The organism is Acidovorax sp. Root275 (assembly GCF_001428965.1).
GTDB lineage: Bacteria > Pseudomonadota > Gammaproteobacteria > Burkholderiales > Burkholderiaceae_C > Acidovorax > Acidovorax radicis.
Genome location: NZ_LMJH01000010.1, coordinates 47,294 through 63,651 on the forward strand (window position 1 = coordinate 47,294; position 16,358 = coordinate 63,651).

At 65.8% G+C, this 16,358-nt stretch carries 15 protein-coding genes; 10 read left to right on the forward strand and 5 right to left on the reverse strand.

The window, feature by feature from the left end:
• Positions 1 to 82: 82 nt before the first annotated feature.
• Together ASE52_RS19635 and ASE52_RS19640 are read right to left on the reverse strand one after the other, a co-directional pair.
• Positions 83 to 2,191 carry a diguanylate cyclase gene (locus ASE52_RS19635; protein WP_057228646.1) on the reverse strand — a complete coding sequence of 703 codons (2,109 nt, stop codon included), beginning with the start codon at positions 2,189 to 2,191 and terminating at the stop codon, positions 83 to 85.
• 317 nt (positions 2,192 to 2,508) lie between these two features.
• Positions 2,509 to 3,132, reverse strand: coding sequence for a Crp/Fnr family transcriptional regulator (locus ASE52_RS19640; RefSeq protein WP_010461669.1), 624 nt, complete (start codon positions 3,130 to 3,132; stop codon positions 2,509 to 2,511).
• A gap of 269 nt (positions 3,133 to 3,401) precedes the next feature.
• Between ASE52_RS19640 and ASE52_RS19645 the strand changes: the two genes are divergently transcribed.
• The 5 genes from ASE52_RS19645 to ASE52_RS19665 all read left to right on the forward strand — a co-directional run bounded on the left by ASE52_RS19645 (position 3,402) and on the right by ASE52_RS19665 (position 7,923).
• Positions 3,402 to 5,246 (forward strand): phosphodiesterase, encoded by a 1,845-nt coding sequence (locus tag ASE52_RS19645; RefSeq protein ID WP_082606959.1) that lies wholly within the window; start codon positions 3,402 to 3,404, stop codon positions 5,244 to 5,246.
• Positions 5,247 to 5,460: 214 nt separating this feature from the next.
• A complete protein-coding gene (locus ASE52_RS25820; RefSeq protein WP_140426299.1) occupies positions 5,461 to 5,793 on the forward strand; it encodes a hypothetical protein in 333 nt (110 codons plus the stop codon).
• 97 nt (positions 5,794 to 5,890) lie between these two features.
• Positions 5,891 to 6,373 carry an ASCH domain-containing protein gene (locus tag ASE52_RS19650; protein WP_057228650.1) on the forward strand — a complete coding sequence of 161 codons (483 nt, stop codon included), beginning with the start codon at positions 5,891 to 5,893 and terminating at the stop codon, positions 6,371 to 6,373.
• 31 nt (positions 6,374 to 6,404) lie between these two features.
• The gene (locus ASE52_RS19655; protein WP_057228652.1) at positions 6,405 to 6,959 is read left to right on the forward strand and encodes an AacA4 family aminoglycoside N(6')-acetyltransferase; all 555 of its coding nucleotides are present in this window, start codon (positions 6,405 to 6,407) and stop codon (positions 6,957 to 6,959) included.
• A 580-nt stretch (positions 6,960 to 7,539) separates the two neighbouring features.
• On the forward strand, positions 7,540 to 7,923 hold the full coding sequence (locus ASE52_RS19665) for a RidA family protein (protein WP_057228657.1): 384 nt from the start codon (positions 7,540 to 7,542) through the stop codon (positions 7,921 to 7,923).
• 64 nt (positions 7,924 to 7,987) lie between these two features.
• Here ASE52_RS19665 and ASE52_RS19670 read toward each other — a convergent pair whose 3' ends face one another.
• A complete protein-coding gene (locus tag ASE52_RS19670; protein WP_057228659.1) occupies positions 7,988 to 9,259 on the reverse strand; it encodes a urate hydroxylase PuuD in 1,272 nt (423 codons plus the stop codon).
• A gap of 470 nt (positions 9,260 to 9,729) precedes the next feature.
• Positions 9,730 to 10,566: a xanthine dehydrogenase accessory protein XdhC gene (xdhC, locus tag ASE52_RS19675; protein ID WP_057228661.1), complete on the reverse strand. Its 837-nt coding sequence runs from the start codon at positions 10,564 to 10,566 to the stop codon at positions 9,730 to 9,732.
• 68 nt (positions 10,567 to 10,634) lie between these two features.
• Between xdhC and ASE52_RS19680 the strand changes: the two genes are divergently transcribed.
• Positions 10,635 to 11,177 (forward strand): hypothetical protein, encoded by a 543-nt coding sequence (locus ASE52_RS19680; protein ID WP_082606960.1) that lies wholly within the window; start codon positions 10,635 to 10,637, stop codon positions 11,175 to 11,177.
• A 27-nt stretch (positions 11,178 to 11,204) separates the two neighbouring features.
• On the opposite strand, the gene uraH is transcribed toward ASE52_RS19680, so the two are convergent.
• A complete protein-coding gene (gene uraH, locus ASE52_RS19685) occupies positions 11,205 to 11,555 on the reverse strand; it encodes a hydroxyisourate hydrolase (protein ID WP_057228663.1) in 351 nt (116 codons plus the stop codon).
• Between the two features lie 108 nt (positions 11,556 to 11,663).
• Between uraH and ASE52_RS19690 the strand changes: the two genes are divergently transcribed.
• The 4 genes from ASE52_RS19690 to ASE52_RS19705 are packed head-to-tail and all read left to right on the forward strand — an operon-like array spanning position 11,664 to position 16,348.
• Positions 11,664 to 12,332, forward strand: a complete 669-nt coding sequence (locus ASE52_RS19690; protein ID WP_057228665.1) for a GntR family transcriptional regulator — start codon at positions 11,664 to 11,666, stop codon at positions 12,330 to 12,332.
• A gap of 41 nt (positions 12,333 to 12,373) precedes the next feature.
• Positions 12,374 to 13,333: an allantoinase PuuE gene (gene puuE / locus ASE52_RS19695; protein ID WP_057229617.1), complete on the forward strand. Its 960-nt coding sequence runs from the start codon at positions 12,374 to 12,376 to the stop codon at positions 13,331 to 13,333.
• 4 nt (positions 13,334 to 13,337) lie between these two features.
• Positions 13,338 to 15,116, forward strand: a complete 1,779-nt coding sequence (gene uraD, locus ASE52_RS19700; protein ID WP_057228667.1) for a 2-oxo-4-hydroxy-4-carboxy-5-ureidoimidazoline decarboxylase — start codon at positions 13,338 to 13,340, stop codon at positions 15,114 to 15,116.
• Positions 15,113 to 16,348: an ArgE/DapE family deacylase gene (locus tag ASE52_RS19705; RefSeq protein WP_057228669.1), complete on the forward strand. Its 1,236-nt coding sequence runs from the start codon at positions 15,113 to 15,115 to the stop codon at positions 16,346 to 16,348. The genes uraD and ASE52_RS19705 overlap by 4 nt, the downstream gene beginning before the upstream one ends.
• The last annotated feature ends 10 nt before the right edge of the window (positions 16,349 to 16,358 follow it).

Consider the following 16,358-nt stretch of genomic DNA (forward strand, 5'->3'; position numbering starts at 1 on the left):
CGCCATCCCGCCAGGCACGCCATTCACTACAAAAACAATAGCTACCAACGCATATCCAACAAGCGCCAGCGGCAAAAACTCCTCAAGCAGGCCCCAGCGCCATGCGCCCTGAAGCCGTGGCCTGGCTCGCATGGCGTGTCTCCACCCGGTTGCGCCCCGCGCGCTTGGCGTCGTAGCACGCCATGTCGGCCGCATACAGCACCGAGGGCACGTCCTGCAGACTCGCATCGAGCACCACAAGCCCGATGCTCACCCCCAGCGTGAAGCTGCGCCCCTGGTACGACGGCTCCCAGGCCTGGACCGACGCGCGCAATTGCTCGGCCACGGCCTGGCCGCGTGCCAGCGCACAGCCGGGCAGCACCACCGCAAACTCGTCGCCGCCCAGCCGCGCGGCCCAGCCGATCTGGCGCACCTGGGATTCGAGCAAGCGGGCCACATGGCGCAGCACGTCGTCGCCGGCGTCATGGCCGGCGATGTCATTGACCACGGTGAAATGGTCCAGGTCCAGAAACAGCACCACGCCGTCCCCGGCAATTTCGCTGCTCTGTGCATCCAGCGCGCGCGGGCGCGCCGAGCGTTCGGCCAGCAGCAGGCCCAGGCGCTCGTCAAAGGCATTGCGGTTGTAGAGCCGCGTCAGTGCGTCGTGCGTGCGCTCCCACGCCTGCTGCATCTGCGCCTCGCGCGCTGCGGTGATGTCCTCCAGGATCCAGACGGTGCCGCCCTCCATCTCGTCGCGCCGGACGCCACGGCCCTGCACACGGGCCCACACGGGCGAGCCGTCCTTGCGCATGAAGCAGACATCGCCATCGAAGACGCCATGTGCGGCAAACTCGGCCTGCACACGCTCGCCGATGCGGTCGTATTCGGCATCGTTGGCATACAGGGCGCGGGCGGGGTGGCCTTGCAACTCGCCCTCGGTGTAGCCCAGCATCAGGCAGGCCTGGCGGCTCACCACCTCCAGGATGCCATGGCGCGAGATGACGATGCCCACGGAGGCGCTGTCCAGCACGGCCTGGAACTGCCCATCCAGCGTGGCCTTGTGCTGTTGCTGCAGGCTGCCCTGCTGCACCATGCCCTGGAACATGCGCACCAGTTCGCCCACCTCGCCGCCCGCACGTGGCCAGGCGATGTGGTCCTGCAGCGGGCCAGGCCGCGCGCCACGCCGCAGCATCTGGCGGGCACTGTGGGTGAGCTGTGCCAACGGCTGCGCCATCCAGGCCATGAGCACGGCCACGAGCAGCATGCACAGCGCCATGCTGGCAGCAGCCAGCCACCAGGCTTCACGTTGCGCTCCCTGCAGCGGCGCCAGCAGCGCCTGCGAGGGGCTGACCCGCGCCACGATCCACTGCGGCAGCGGCATGCCCGCCATGCTGACGATGTGCTGGGCTTCCAGATGGGTCGTCCCCCGCCCCACCACGGGCTGTGCCTGGTCCAGCCAGCGGCTGTAAACGGGCGCAAGCCCTGCCTCATCGCTCACCTTGCCCATGATGCGTGCCGGGTCCGAATGCGACAGGATGGTGCCGTCGCGCGTGAAAACGAGGAGCCGCGAATCATCGCGCGCCGGCAGCGTCATGGACGGCGGCAGCAGCCCCTGCGACTGCAGGCGCAACGCACCGGCCACCACGCCCAGCACGGTGCCATCTTCGCGGTGCAGTGGCATGGTGAACATCACACGTGCATCGCTGGTGCGCCCTGCGATCAGTTCGGACACAAGCGGCTTGCCGTCGATGAGGGTGCGGCGCAACGCATCGCGCTCGGCCGGGTCCAGGTTGGAGGCCTTGTCCAGTCGCCCCCCCCGCAGGTTCAACCGCAGTTCGCCGTTGTCGCGGGCCACCTGCATCGCATCAAAGAATTGCACGGCGGGCAGGCCCTGCTGCAGCAGCCATTCCAGGGTGGAGGGAGATTCGAGCATGCCCGGCGTGATGCCAGCGGCCACGGTGCGCAGCACCTTCTGGCTCTGTTCGATCTTGCTGGCGAGCAGGCGGGCGACAACCTCCACCTCATCCGTCTGCTGGCTGACGACGCGCCGCATGGCCTCCTGCCCCGAAGCGCGCGTGACCAACCACGCCGACACCGCCCCGGACAACCCCACGGCCAGCACCGCCACCAGCACCAGCCGCAGCACCAACGCCCCAGGCATCCACCAGCCCGGTGCGTCCTGTGGCGGCACGGGGTGGGTCGGGGGCGTCATGGACACTCCGCGCGGGGGGCGCCAAGCGGGCGCAGTAAGGTGGCGTTGGGCATGGGGACAGGTCAAACCGGACAGGTCCCAACAAATATACGCAGCCCCTGCAGCCCGGGGCTTGGGTGGAACCCTCAGTGAAACCCAAGGACAAACCCTGACAAGGACGCCCCCCTGAGCCGCTGCGCGGCTTCTCCCGGAGGGGGACGCACCCAGTGGCCTGGCAAAGCCAGTTCCACGGGTGCGCTGGCGGGCAGCGCGCCAGTAGCGAGGGCGGTGCGCGCTATTTTTCGCGCGGCGCCGAAGCCATCCACGCTGGGTTCAGTTCAGCAACCGGCCATGGACTGCAGCGCCCGGGGCTGGGGCAGGTTCAGGACGTTGCCCGTCCCGTGGATGAGGCCCAGCTCCCGCAGATGGCGCAGCACGCGCGAGAAGGTCTCGGGGGCGATGCCGAGTTGCGCCGCAATCAGGCGCTTGCGCTGGTGCAGCGTGACCTGCATGGTGCCGCTGTGGTCGGGCTCGGCATGTTTGAGAAGCCACTGCGCGCAGCGCGATTCGGCATCTTGCGCAAGGCGGCTCACCGCCAGCTCGGACTGCTGGCGGTAACCCTGCGCCATGTCGAGCAACAGGCCCCGGGCACCCGCCGGCATTTCTGCGAGGCTGCGGCGAAACTCCTCAATCGGCAGGCGACGCACCTGCACGCGGGTGTCGGCCACCATGTCCACCGGCAGCGGCATGCCCATCAGGGCCGACGCGGCGTCCAGCCAGAACGGCCCTTCCACGGCCCCCAATTGGTGGCGCAGGTAGCCATCGTCCAGCACACCGCGCAGCACGCGGCCACTTTCCAGGTGCAGCACGGATGTCAGCACCTCGTTGCGCCTGCGCAGCACTTCACCGGCGGCAAGGACCTCGGTTTCGGCGGGCAGTGAGAAATAGGTAGAGGGCAGCATGGAACGGACTGTGCCGCGCCCCGGCACGCCGGGCATTGAGCAAGATCAAACCGCGCCCTCACGGCAGCGCCGCACCGCCCGGGGATTGCGCCAACGCACAGAAAGCCGCAGGATCGCCCTCCTCACCCCCCAACCCAGCAAAAGGATGGAGCAGCCATTCGAAACAGTGTGTAACCAGGTTGTCACACCCCGCCGGTATGGTGGACACCTTGCCCAGAGACCACCGACCCACCGTGACGCACAACCCCCCTTGGAGCCGACTGGAGGCCATGATGGCCTTGCTGTCCCCGGCTGCGCGCCATGGCACGGGGCCCCTGGCACAACTCATGCGCGCAGGGGGATTGCACTGCGTTTTTCAGCCCCTCGCCGATCTGCGCGAAGGCAGTGTGTACGCCCATGAAGCCCTGATCCGGGGACCGCAGGACACCCCTTTGCATACCCCCGATGCCTTGCTGGAGCTGGCCCGGAGCGAACACATCCTGCAGGACTTCGAGCTGCTGTGCGTGTTCACCGCCCTGCAGCAGTGGGGGGAGCAGGAGGCGCCAGGCCGCGTGTTCGTGAATATCAGCGCCGACGCGCTGGTGCACGGCGTGGCCCTGGTGGGCGCACCGATGCTGGGGGAGACGGTGCGCAGCTTTGGCGTGAGCGCCCGCATGCTGGTGCTGGAGATCACCGAACACGAACGCGTGACCGACATGCCCCAGCTGCGCCAGGCCATCAAGGCCGTGCACGCCTGCGGCGCGCGCATGGCGCTCGATGACTTTGGCGACGGCCGCTCCAGCCTGCGACTGTGGTCCGAGGTCAAGCCCGACTTCGTGAAGATCGACAAGTATTTCATCCGCGACATCAGCAACCAGCCCGAGAACCTGCAGATGCTGCAGGCGATCAAGGGCATCGCCCATGTGTTTGGCACCAAGCTGATTGCCGAAGGCATCGAGACGCGCGACGACCTGCGCGCACTGCGCGACCTGGACGTTCCTTACGGCCAGGGATGGCTGCTGGGCCGCCCGGCCAGGGCGCCGCGCGAGGCCGTCGATGGCCCCGCGCTGGACGTGATGCAGGACCGCCGCGTGGCCGTGCTGCCCTACCTGGGCCAGACGGCACGCCCCGGCATTCTGCGCAGCCTGCTGGTGGTGCAAGCCCCCACGGCCGCGCCCGCCACCAGCAACGATGCGGTGGCCGCGATCTTCCACCAGCACACCGACCTGCATGCACTGGCCGTGGTCGATGGCACCCGCCCCGTGGCGCTCATCAACCGCCAGCAGTTCATGAACCACTACGCCACGCTGTACTTCCGCGAAGTGCACGGCCGCAAATCGTGCCTGGCATTTGCCAACCATGCACCGCGCGTGGTCGAGCTGGACTGCGATGTGGACCAGCTCGTGGGCATCCTCACCTCGCAGGACCAGCGCTACCTGAACGACGGCTACATCGTCACCGACAACGGCCGCTACCTGGGCCTGGGCACGGGCGACCAGCTGGTGCGCGCCGTGACCGAGACCCGCATCGAAGCCGCGCGGCACGCCAACCCGCTGACCTTTCTGCCCGGCAACATTCCCATCAGCCTGCACATGCAGCGCCTGCTGGAAAGCGGCACCGAGTTTGTGGCCTGCTATGCCGACCTGAACAACTTCAAGCCCTTCAACGACCACTACGGCTACTGGCGCGGCGACCAGATGATCCGCCTGGTGGCGCGCCTGGCCACGGCCCACTGCGACGCGCGCCGCGACTTCGTGGGCCATGTGGGCGGGGACGATTTCATGCTGATCTTCCAGAGCAGCAACTGGCTGCAGCGCTGCAAGAACATCGTGGACGAGTTCGCACGCGAGGCCGTCACGTTGTTTGACGACGGCGCCCGGCTGGCGGGCGGCATCCACGCAGAAGACCGGCATGGCGTGCGGCGGTTCTTTCCATGCACCACGTTGGCCATTGGTGCCGTGCGCATCACGCCCGGGCGCTTCCGGCACGCCGAAGAAGTGGCCAACCTGGCCGCCGTGGCTAAACACGAGGCCAAGCAGGCAGCGACCGGGGTGGTGCTGCATGGTGGGTTTACTGAATCCGCCCTGGGCGCACGGGCTGCTACGCGGGCGTTGCAGGATGTGCTGGCGGCGTAAGGGGGTGGAGGGAGTGGCCTAGGTTCAGTCAGGTACAGGGGCTGGGCGATCCACGCTGCAAGCCAGTTCGCCTCGGCCCCAAGCGCGCCTAGGAGCGCCGCCCCATCTGTTCATGGGTTCTGTGCGCGGCTCGAATTGGAGGTGCGGTCACTTTGCCTCTCAGCTTCGCAAGCTATAGTTTGTCCGGCTGCAGCAAGCGTGTTTCGCAGAATTTTTGAACGCAAAGCCCGAAGGCTACGAGCTCCTCCACGACCCCAAATCTGAACGCAGAGGTGATGATGAAATTGAAGGCCCCATCTATCAATCCAGCGTTTGGCTAGCCTTCGGAAATGGCAGCATCCAGCCCCACCAAGCTGCTCTTGAGCGTTGGATTGGAAAACGGGTCCGAGAGCAGGGAATAGCTCAAACCACAAACACCATGCCCATCGCATCCCGTGAGTTCCATCATCACGGCGGCTTTGGTCCCTATGGTTTCTGGTCTGCGCGATTGGAGGCGTATTCGATTCAGCGTGTTACTTCGGAAATCCGTCGTGAAGAAAGCGTCTGACCCTGCAGTCGGGCGGGACAGCCACCAGCTGCGCTTGTGGTTCCCTCCCCTTCGCTCCGGCTGCCCCTCACTTCCACATTAGGCCGCAAACCAACCTATGTCTGTCCCCCCACACCTTCTCCCATTCTGGAACGAGTTCCTGCTTGCCACAGGGACCGCCGATCACGGCCGCTACTACGACGTCTGCATCTTTGGCGACAGCGAGAAGCTTGCCGACGAACTGGCCGACCTGGTGCTGCGCGGCGTCAAGCGTGCAACCGCAGGCTCGTTGTGGTCCTATGAAGACCAGGGGATACGCCCCCCAAGGCCGGGAGACCTCAGCATCGTCACAGCCTGGCCAGGCCAGCCGCTGTGCATCATTGAGACGCAAGCCGTCGATGTTGTGCCCTACAACGAAGTCACCGCAGAATTTGCGGCCGTTGAAGGTGAAGGCGACGGGTCTCTCGCCTACTGGCTTGAAAGCCATCGACGGTACTTCGAGCAGGAGTGCGCCAGAGCCGGGCGACAGTTTGACGAGAGGATGTTGCTCGCCTGTGAAAAATTCAAAGTCATCTATCAACCTCAGCCCCGCATGGCCTAGTCCGTCGTTGGGCAACACGGAGTCCGTTTTCATGCATACCAACCATGGCTCAGTCACCCTGCGCCTCATGACCGAGCAGGACCTTCCCATGCTCCATGACTGGCTGAACCGGCCTCACATCGTGGAGTGGTGGGGCGGAGAAGAAGCACGGCCGACACTCGCTGAAGTGCAGCAGGAGTACCGGCCAAGCGCTCTGGCGAAAGAGTCTGTCACGCCATACATCGCCATGCTGGACAACGAACCGATGGGGTACGCGCAGTCATATGTCGCACTTGGAAGTGGGAACGGGTGGTGGGAAGACGAAACCGATCCTGGAGTCCGTGGAATAGACCAATCCCTGGCAGATCCATCGCAGCTGGGGAAAGGCCTTGGAACCAAGCTGGTTCGGGCGCTTGTTGAGATGCTGTTCAACGACCCCGAGGTAACCAAGATTCAGACCGACCCTTCTCCGGACAACCTGCGAGCCATCCGCTGCTACGAGAAGGCGGGGTTCGTGCCGCAGCAGACGATAGATACCCCCGATGGGCCGGCTGTGTACATGGTTCAAACACGGCGGGCATTCGAGCTGGCGCGCGGTGCTGTCTAGCCCCCCCATGCGACCCATCCTGAATTTCGCAAAAGCCATCGCGCTTGCGAGCGTCCTCGCAAACCTGGTCGCCTGTACCACGGCCGAGCCCGCAGGTGAGTTCAGCACAGCCCTCGGCAAGTTGGTTCGATCCGAGACAGTCCATGAGGTAGATCTGGCAAACGTACTCCCACTGGACTGGGATGAACTGTTCGCCTTTGGCCCGTACTCAACCCGCGAGAGCAACTGCCAGACGTTGCAACTTGGCTGGCTCCAATGCCGCATGACGCTGCCTGCCGAAGTGAATGAAGGCGAATTCGTCCTGGTCTTCCGATCAAGCTCCAAAGTCGTGCACGTGGAGCACCATCGGAGGTGGAATGGTGACTTCAGTTCGCAGGCGAGTCCGCGGCCCCAACCGATACTCCGTTCAGCTGCAAAGTTCTCTGTCAGGGCGGTGTCCAACCGGGCGCCAGGGGGTGAGCAGTGGTACCAACTTGAGCATCAGGCCCATGACTGAGCACCTGCACTGACGAGGCCTAAGCCTCATGTCAAACGCCAGGCGTCACAAAAGAACCCCGCAACTTCTCACGCTGCACCACCCATGAACGAAGCCGAAATCGCCTCAGGCCTGCCGGTCACACCACACTATCAGTACGCGCAGTGCGTAGGAAGCCAGCTCTTCCTTGCAGGCCAGGTGCCGCAAGCCTCCGATGGCTCGATCGTGGCGCCCGGTGATCCGTTCGCCCAGGCATCACAGTGCCTGGCGAATCTGAGCAAGGTGCTGGCGGTTCACGGGTTTGCCACGCCAGACATTCGCCGCCTGGTTGTCTACGTCGTCGGCGAGCAGGCCGACCTTTCGGCGGCTTGGGGCGCCGTGACCGCGCATTTTGGCGGGCAAGTGCCTCCGGCAACGCTCCTGGGTGTCGCCCGCCTGGGATACCCGGGGCAGGTGGTGGAGATCGACGCCACCGTCGTCAAGGGCTAGGAGTCTGCACGGCTTCGCTTGAGCGCAGAGTGACGCCGCACTCAGCACTCCACACTACGCGGCCTCAAGGCCCCGTGGGCGCCCCTGCCTCGAACCAGCGCTTGACCAGCGCACGCTCGGCATCCGTCATGCCCGTGGCGTTGTTCATGGGCATGAGCTTTTGCACCACCACCTGCTGGTAGACGGCCTGGGCATGCTGCTGGGCCAGCGCGGGCGAATCGAGCCGCAGGTTCTTCATCTGCACCTGCTCGCCGTGGCACATGTAGCAGCGCTGCTCCAGCACAGCCTGCACCGATTTGAAGTCAATTTGGCCGCCTGCGCCCGCTGCGCCTGCCCCGGTAGCTCCTGAAACAGGAGCAACACCGGTAGCTGGCGCAGGGGTGGCCACGGCTGCAACAGCGGCGACGGGTGCCGGGCGCATCCAGGCGATGGCGCCCACGATCACCGCCACGCCCACCAGCGCATAGGGCAGCGGGTTGCCGTTGCGGCCCAGCTTGTAGCCATGGCGCATCACGAAGAACTGGCGGATGGCGGCGCCCGCGAACATCATCAGGATCAGCACCAGCCAATTCTGCGGATGGCTCCAGGTGAAGCTGTAGTGGTTGCTGAGCATCGCAAACAGCACGGGCAGCGTGAAGTAGGTGTTGTGCACGCTGCGCTGCTTGCCGCGTTTGCCGTGGATCGGGTCCACGGGCTCGCCCGCCTTGATCTGCGCGATCACGGTGCGCTGGCCGGGGATGATCCAGAAGAACACGTTGGCGCTCATGGCGGTGGCGATCATGGCACCCACCAGCAGGAAGGCCGCGCGCCCGGCGAACCAGTGGCAGGCCAACCACGAGGCGATGCACACCAGCACCAGCACCAGCGCGCCCACGATGGCGTCGCCGTTTTTCTTCTGTCCAAAAATGCGGCAGATCGCGTCGTAGAGCAGCCAGAACACGACGAAGAATGCGAGCGCCACCACGATGGCTGTGGCGGGCGCCCAGTCCATGCGCGACTTGTCGATGAGGTAGGTGCTGGCGCTGTAGAGGTACGACACGGTGAACAACGCGAAGCCGCTGATCCAGGTGCTGTAGCTCTCCCAGAAGAACCAATGCAGGTGGCCGGGCAGCTTGGGCGGCGAGACGGCGAATTTCACCGGGTGATAGAAGCCGCCGCCGTGCACGGCCCAGAGCTCGCCGCTCACGCCTTGTTTCTTCAAGTCTTCGTCCTCGGGCGGCGTGAGGCTGCTGTCCAAAAAGACGAAGTAGAACGACGAGCCAATCCAGGCGATGGCGGTGATGACGTGGACCCAGCGCAAAAGCAGGTTGGCCCAGTCGAGAAAGTAGCTTTCCATATCTCAACCTTGGCAGCGCTGGCGCGCTGCATTGGACGTGTTTGCGATCTCGCAGGGGATCGCGTTGGAGCGCAATCGGGATGAGTGGACGCTTCGGATGCGCCGCATGGGCTCATGCCCATGCAAGCAGCCGGGGCGTCCAATCGCCCGATTTCGCTTCAACCCTTCGGGCAGTGGTCTTTGCGGGTGGTCTGCGGCGTTGCAGCGCTTGTGGATAGCTGGGCTATCCACTGCGCACCGCGCCTTGCATTCCATCCCGCACAGACCGCTGCGCGACCCCAGAGAGATCACAAACACGTTCTTACAACCTGCTCACCACTGCGGGCGCTCTGAGCAGAAATTTAGGTCGCGCACCTTGGCCAGAAAGAACGTTTCTGGCCGGGGCACCGCTGCGACCCATGAATCGTTGAAAAGTGTATGCAGGATTTGTTCCAGATTCCAGCCCCGATCTTGGGAAGAAAGGGCCGGAATTACCCTCGGTCTGCCTCCTTCAGTGTCTGGAGCAGCTGCGCCGCCACCGCCACGGCGATCACGTCAGGCTCCTTGCCTTCAATGCCGGGGATGCCGATGGGGCAAGTGACCTGCGCCAGCTCGTCCGGTGCAAAGCCGCGCCCATGCAAGCGGTTGGAAAAAGTCGCCCACTTGGTCTTGCTGCCAATCAACCCAATGAAAGGCAGGTCGGCCTGCTCGCGCTGGCGGCGCAGGCAGGCAGCCACCACGTCCAGGTCTTCCGCGTGGCTGAAACTCATAATCAGCACGCGGCTGCCGGGGGCCAGGCGGGGCACGGCCAACTGCACCGGGTCGGAATGTTCGCAGACCACGCCTTGGGGCGCCGGGCTCGGGAAGATGCCGTCCCGGCTGTCGATCCAGGTCAGCGCAAAGGGCAAGGGCGCCAGCACCCGCGCCAGCGCATGGCCCACATGGCCACCACCAAACAGCGCCACGGGGTGTTGGCGCGGGGTCAGCCGCGCGCGCAAACCAGCGGCGGGGGCCAGGTCGGCCGCCGTGAGGCGCTCAAACCCCAGGTGCACCACACCGCCGCAGCACTGCCCCAGTGCCGGGCCCAGCGCAAAACGCATCGGCGACCGGACCTGCGCCGGGCCCGACCCACCACCCAGGCGGCGGCGGGCTTCGGCAATGGCCTGCAGCTCCAGATGGCCACCGCCAATGGTGCCCACAATGCGGTCCGCGAACACCGCCATCCACGCGCCGGGTTCACGCGGGGCCGAGCCTTCGGTAGACTCCACCCTTACCAGACAGGCAGGGGCGGCTGCAAGGCCGTCCAGCAGTAAAAGTACATCAGTCAATCCAGATCCTTCACGCCATCAAGGGTCGTCCGCCCTGCGGGGCCTCGTTCCAGTCCACAGAAGCCACCATGCCGCCCACCCCCACCGAGCGCTCTTCCAGCCACCGCAGCCACTGGCTGCTTGCCGGACTCATGGCCGCCGTTGCAGCGCTGGTGGCGGCCTGCAAGTCGGCCCCCGAGCCCCCGGCCCCTGTGCAGGACAGCACCATGCCCAGCACGGAACCCCCAAGCGTCAAGGGGCCTGTGCCCGCCACCGCAGGCTCGGCCCGCGCGTCTGCAGCCAGCACCGCACGCGCCTACCGGCAGGATGCAGCCACCCACCTGTACGGCCTGAACGCGCAGCGCGTGTTCAAGGGCAAGCTGCCGCCCATGCTGTATGCCATCGGCGTGCTGGAGGTCGATATCGATCGCACCGGCAAGGTCACGCGCCTGCGCTGGATGCGTGCCCCGCGCCATGCGCCCGAGGTGGTGGCCGAAATCGAGCGCACCGTGCGCGCTGCAGCGCCCTTCCCGGCGCCCACGCGCATGGGCAAGGTCACCTACACCGACACTTGGCTGTGGGACAAAAGTGGGCATTTTCAGCTCGACACGCTCACCGAAGGGCAGCTTTAAGTACATCCCCCTGAGACGCTTCGCGCCCTACGAGCCGCGGTAGGTCGAATAGCTCCAAGGGCTCACCAGCAACGGCACGTGGTAGTGCTGGTCGGCATGCGCAATGCCGAAGTCCAGGCTCACCTGGTTCAGAAAATTGGGCTCGGGCAGTTGCACGCCCCGGGCCTTGAAGTAGCCCGCCACATCAAAACGCAGCCGGTAGGTGCCGGTGCGCAGGCTGACGTTGTCGAACAGCGGCGCATCGGTGCGGCCGTCGTGGTTCAACACCAGGCGCTTGATCAGCGTGGCGCTGTCACCCTCAGTGGAGTACAGCGTCACCTCCATGCCAGCGGCGGGGCAGCCGTTCATGGTGTCGAGAACGTGGGTGCTCAATCCCATAGGGAATCTCCTGAAACGGGTTTACAGCCGATCGGCGAGGATTGCCAGACCGCAGCGTGTAGACCAAAAGTGTATACACTTTTCGCCATTCCAACGTATCATGACACCATGGAATCCTCATCCACCAGTGCAATTGTCGACGCGTTGACGCGTGCCATCGTAGAGCACCGCCTGCAGCCGGGCACCAAGCTGGCCGAGCAGAAGCTCGCCGACCATTTCGGCGTGTCGCGCACGCTGGTGCGCCAGGCGTTGTTCCAGCTGGCGCAGAACCGGCTGGTCACGCTGGAGCCCGCGCGCGGCGCTTTTGTCTCCACGCCTTCCGTCGAAGAAGCCCGCCAGGTGTTTGCAGTGCGCCGCATGCTCGAAACCGAAATGACGCGCGCCTTTGTGCAAACCGTGACCCCTGCCAAGATCAAGGCCCTGCGCGCCCATGTGGCCAGTGAGAAGGCCGCCATGGGCACGGCCGACGCGAGCAGCCGCACCGAGCTGCTCGGCGACTTTCACGTGCGCATGGCCGAACTCATGGGCAATGAGGTACTGGCGCAGATGCTGGGCGACCTGATCTCGCGCTGCGCGCTCATCACGCTGATGTACCAATCGGCCAGCGCCGCCGAGCATTCCCACGAGGAGCATGGCGACATCGTGGCCGCCCTGGCCGCGCGCGACGAGGCCCTGGCCGTCTCCCTCATGCAGGCCCACCTCGAACATGTGGAAGCCAGCCTGACCTTCGACCGTAAGCGCCCGGCCAGCGACCTGGCCGCCGCGCTCAGCGCGTGACATCCCCGTCCGTGACATGACCCCTTGAATCCCCGATGCCCATGATCTACGACTCCACCCAGCCCTACCCCCGCGACCTTATCGGCTACGGCAAGACCCCGCCCCACGCGCAGTGGCCGGGCGGCGCGCGCATTGCCGTGCAGTTCGTGCTCAACTACGAAGAAGGCGGCGAGAACGCCGTGCTGCACGGCGATGCGGGCAGCGAGCAGTTCCTGTCCGAAATGTTCAACCCCGCGAGCTACCCCGAGCGGCACATGAGCATGGAAGGCATCTACGAATACGGCTCGCGCGCTGGCGTGTGGCGCATCCTGCGCGAGTTCGAAAAGCGCAAGCTGCCGCTCACGGTGTTCGGTGTGTCGAGCGCACTGCAGCGCCACCCCGAGCTGACCCAGGCCTTCGTGCAACTGGGCCACGAGATCGCCTGCCATGGCCTCAAGTGGATCCACTACCAGCACGTGCCCGAAGAGGTCGAGCGCGCCCACATGGCCGAGGCCATGGAGATCATCCAGCGCATGACGGGCCACCGGGCCCTGGGCTGGTACACCGGCCGCGACAGCCCCAACACCCGGCGCCTGGTGGCCGACTTCGGCGGCTTCGAGTACGACAGCGACTACTACGGCGACGACCTGCCGTTCTGGATGGATGTGAAGAAGAGCAACGGCACCACCGTGCCCCAGCTCATCGTGCCCTACACACTGGACTGCAACGACATGCGCTTTGCGCTGCCGCAGGGCTACTCGCACGCGGACCCGTTCTACCAGTACATGAAGGACACGTTCGACGTGCTGTACGCCGAAGGCGACCCGGCCGGCGACAACGCGCCCAAGATGATGAGCATCGGCATGCACTGCCGCCTGCTGGGCCGCCCCGGCCGCATCACGGCGCTGCAGCGATTCCTGGACCACATCCAGCAGCACAGCGACGTGTGGGTGTGCCGCCGCATCGACATCGCGCGCCATTGGAAACAGGCGCACCCCTACCCTTCTCAGAAAGCAGGCTGACACCATGGCCCTGACCCTGGAACAACTCAACACGGCCGGTGCGGCCGAAGCCCTGCAGCTGCTGGACGGCCTGTACGAGCACTCGCCCTGGATCGCCGAGCAGGCACTGGCGCAGCGGCCCTTCCGCTCGATGGCACACCTGCAGCACGCCATGGCCCAGGCCGTGCGCACCGCCAGCACCGAGGCGCAACTGGCCCTCATCCGCGCCCACCCCGAACTGGCGGGCAAGGCCATGGTGGCCCAGAGCCTCACGGCCGAGTCCACCAACGAGCAGAGCAAGGCGGGCCTCACGCAGTGCACGCCCGAGGAGTTCGCACGCATCCAGGCGCTCAACACCGCGTACAACGAGCGCTTCGGCTTCCCGTTCATCCTGGCGGTGCGCGGGCCGCGCGGCACCGGCCTGCCCAAGCGCGAGATCATCGACACCTTTGCACGCCGCCTGGACAACCACCCCGAGTTTGAGCTGGCCGAAGCCCTGCGCAACATCCACCGCATCGCCGAGATCCGCCTGAACGACAAGTTCGCCGCCGAGCCCCTGCTGGGCAACGACGTGTGGGACTGGCAGGAAAAGCTCGCCGAACACTCCGACCCCGGCTTCGCTGAAAAGGGCCAGCTCACCGTCACCTACCTCACCGACGCGCACCGCGCCTGCGCCCAGCGCATCAGCCACTGGATGCGCGACTGCGGCTTCGACGAGGTGGAGATCGACGCCGTCGGCAACGTGGTGGGCCGCTACCACCCCGCCACGGAAGGGGCCCGCTACCTCATCACCGGTTCGCACTACGACACGGTGCGCAACGGCGGCAAGTACGACGGCCGCCTGGGCATCTTCGTGCCCATGGCCTGCGTGCGCGAGCTGCACCGCGCCGGCAAACGCCTGCCCTTCGGCATCGAGGTGGTGGGCTTTGCCGAAGAAGAAGGCCAGCGCTACAAGGCCACGTTCCTGGGCTCGGGCGCGCTCATCGGCGACTTCAACCCCGCCTGGCTCGACCAGAAGGACGTGGACGGCGTGACCATGCGCGCGGCCATGCAGCACGCGGGCTTGTGCATCGACGACATCCCCAAGCTCCAGCGCGACCCCGCGCAATACCTGGGTTTCATCGAGGTGCACATCGAGCAGGGCCCGGTGCTCAACGAACTGGACCTGCCCCTGGGCGTGGTCACCTCTATCAACGGCAGCGTGCGTTTTCTGTGCGAAATGATCGGCACCGCCAGCCACGCCGGCACCACCCCCATGGACCGCCGCCGCGACGCGGCCGTGGCCGTGGCCGAACTGGCGCTGTACGTGGAGCAGCGTGCCGCGCAGGACGGCGACTCGGTGGGCACTATCGGCCAGCTGCAGGTGCCTGCAGGCTCCATCAACGTGGTGCCCGGCCGCTGCCAATTCAGCCTCGACCTGCGCGCGCCCACCGACACCCAGCGCGACGCGCTGGTGAGCGACGTGAAGGAGCAGCTCGCCAAGATCGCCGCCCGCCGCGGCCTGCGCTACACGCTGGAAGAATCCATGCGCGCCGCCGCCGCGCCCAGCGCGCCCGCCTGGCAACACCACTGGGAGCGTGCTGTGGATACGCTGGGCGTGCCCGTGTTCCGCATGCCCAGCGGCGCGGGACACGACGCGATGAAGCTGCACGAAATCATGCCCCAGGCCATGCTCTTCGTGCGCGGCCTGAACTCGGGCATCAGCCACAACCCGCTCGAATCCACCACCAACAACGACATGCAGCTGGCCGTGGACGCCTTCACCCAAGTGCTGCGCCAACTTGCAGAGGAACAACAACCATGACCACCCCCCACCACTACGCCGCGCTGGACGCCTGGATCGACCAGCACTTTGACGAGGAAGTGCGCTTTTTGCAGGCACTGGTGCGCGTGCCCACTGACACGCCACCCGGCAACAACGCGCCCCACGCCGAGCGCACCGCCGAGCTGCTGAAGGACTTTGGCTACGAGGCCGAGAAACATGCCGTGCCCACCGCCGACGTGTTGGCCTACGGCATGGAGTCCATTACCAACCTCATCGTGCGCAGGCCGTACGGGGACGGCGGCAAGACCATTGCCCTGAACGCCCACGGCGATGTGGTGCCGCCCGGCGAAGGCTGGACGCACGACCCCTATGGTGCAGAGATTGTGGACGGCGCCATGTACGGCCGCGCCACCGCCGTGAGCAAGAGTGACTTTGCAAGCTTCACCTTTGCGGTGCGGGCGCTGGAGGCCGTCGCCAAGCCCGCGCAGGGCGCTGTGGAACTGCATTTCACCTACGACGAGGAGTTTGGCGGCGAACTGGGCCCCGGCTGGCTGCTGCAAAAGGGGCTAACCAAGCCCGACCTGATGATCGCTGCCGGCTTCAGCTACGAAGTGGTCACCGCCCACAACGGCTGCCTGCAGATGGAGGTGACCGTGCACGGCAAGATGGCCCACGCCGCCGTGCCCCACACCGGCGTGGACGCACTGCAGGGCGCGGTGCACATCCTGAACGCGCTGTATGCGCAGAACGACGAGTACAAGAAGGTCACGTCTAAGGTCAAAGGCATCAAGCACCCGTACCTGAACGTCGGCCGCATCGAGGGCGGCACCAACACCAACGTCGTGCCCGGCAAGGTCATGTTCAAGCTCGACCGCCGCATGATCCCCGAAGAGAACCCGGTGGAGGTGGAAGCCGCCATTCGTCGCATCATCGAGCAGGCGGCGGGCGAGCGCGACGGCATCCGCGTGGAGATCAAGCGCCTGCTGCTGGCCAACGCTATGACGCCGCTGGCCGGCAACCAGCCCCTGGTGGACGCCATCCAGAAGCATGCGCAGGCCGTGATCGGTGAGCCCGTGCCCGCCGTGGGCACGCCGCTGTACACCGACGTGCGCCTGTATGTGGAGCGCGGCATCCCCGGCGTGATCTACGGCGCGGGCCCGCGCACCGTGCTCGAATCGCACGCCAAACGTGCCGACGAGCGTCTGCAACTCGAAGACCTGCGCCGCGCCACCAAAGTGATCGCGCGCTCGCTGAGCGACCTGCTCGCCTGATGCGGTCTCG

Coding starts and splice junctions, on each gene's coding strand:
- ASE52_RS19705 (WP_057228669.1), top strand. CDS start 15,113: ATGACCACCCCCCACCACTACGCCGCGCTGGACGCCTGGATCGACCAG.
- uraH (WP_057228663.1), bottom strand. CDS start 11,555: ATGGGATTGAGCACCCACGTTCTCGACACCATGAACGGCTGCCCCGCC.
- uraD (WP_057228667.1), top strand. CDS start 13,338: ATGGCCCTGACCCTGGAACAACTCAACACGGCCGGTGCGGCCGAAGCC.
- ASE52_RS19640 (WP_010461669.1), bottom strand. CDS start 3,132: ATGCTGCCCTCTACCTATTTCTCACTGCCCGCCGAAACCGAGGTCCTT.
- ASE52_RS19680 (WP_082606960.1), top strand. CDS start 10,635: ATGCCGCCCACCCCCACCGAGCGCTCTTCCAGCCACCGCAGCCACTGG.
- ASE52_RS19665 (WP_057228657.1), top strand. CDS start 7,540: ATGAACGAAGCCGAAATCGCCTCAGGCCTGCCGGTCACACCACACTAT.
- ASE52_RS19635 (WP_057228646.1), bottom strand. CDS start 2,191: ATGACGCCCCCGACCCACCCCGTGCCGCCACAGGACGCACCGGGCTGG.
- ASE52_RS19690 (WP_057228665.1), top strand. CDS start 11,664: ATGGAATCCTCATCCACCAGTGCAATTGTCGACGCGTTGACGCGTGCC.
- ASE52_RS19645 (WP_082606959.1), top strand. CDS start 3,402: ATGATGGCCTTGCTGTCCCCGGCTGCGCGCCATGGCACGGGGCCCCTG.
- ASE52_RS19650 (WP_057228650.1), top strand. CDS start 5,891: ATGTCTGTCCCCCCACACCTTCTCCCATTCTGGAACGAGTTCCTGCTT.
- ASE52_RS19670 (WP_057228659.1), bottom strand. CDS start 9,259: ATGGAAAGCTACTTTCTCGACTGGGCCAACCTGCTTTTGCGCTGGGTC.
- puuE (WP_057229617.1), top strand. CDS start 12,374: ATGATCTACGACTCCACCCAGCCCTACCCCCGCGACCTTATCGGCTAC.
- ASE52_RS19655 (WP_057228652.1), top strand. CDS start 6,405: ATGCATACCAACCATGGCTCAGTCACCCTGCGCCTCATGACCGAGCAG.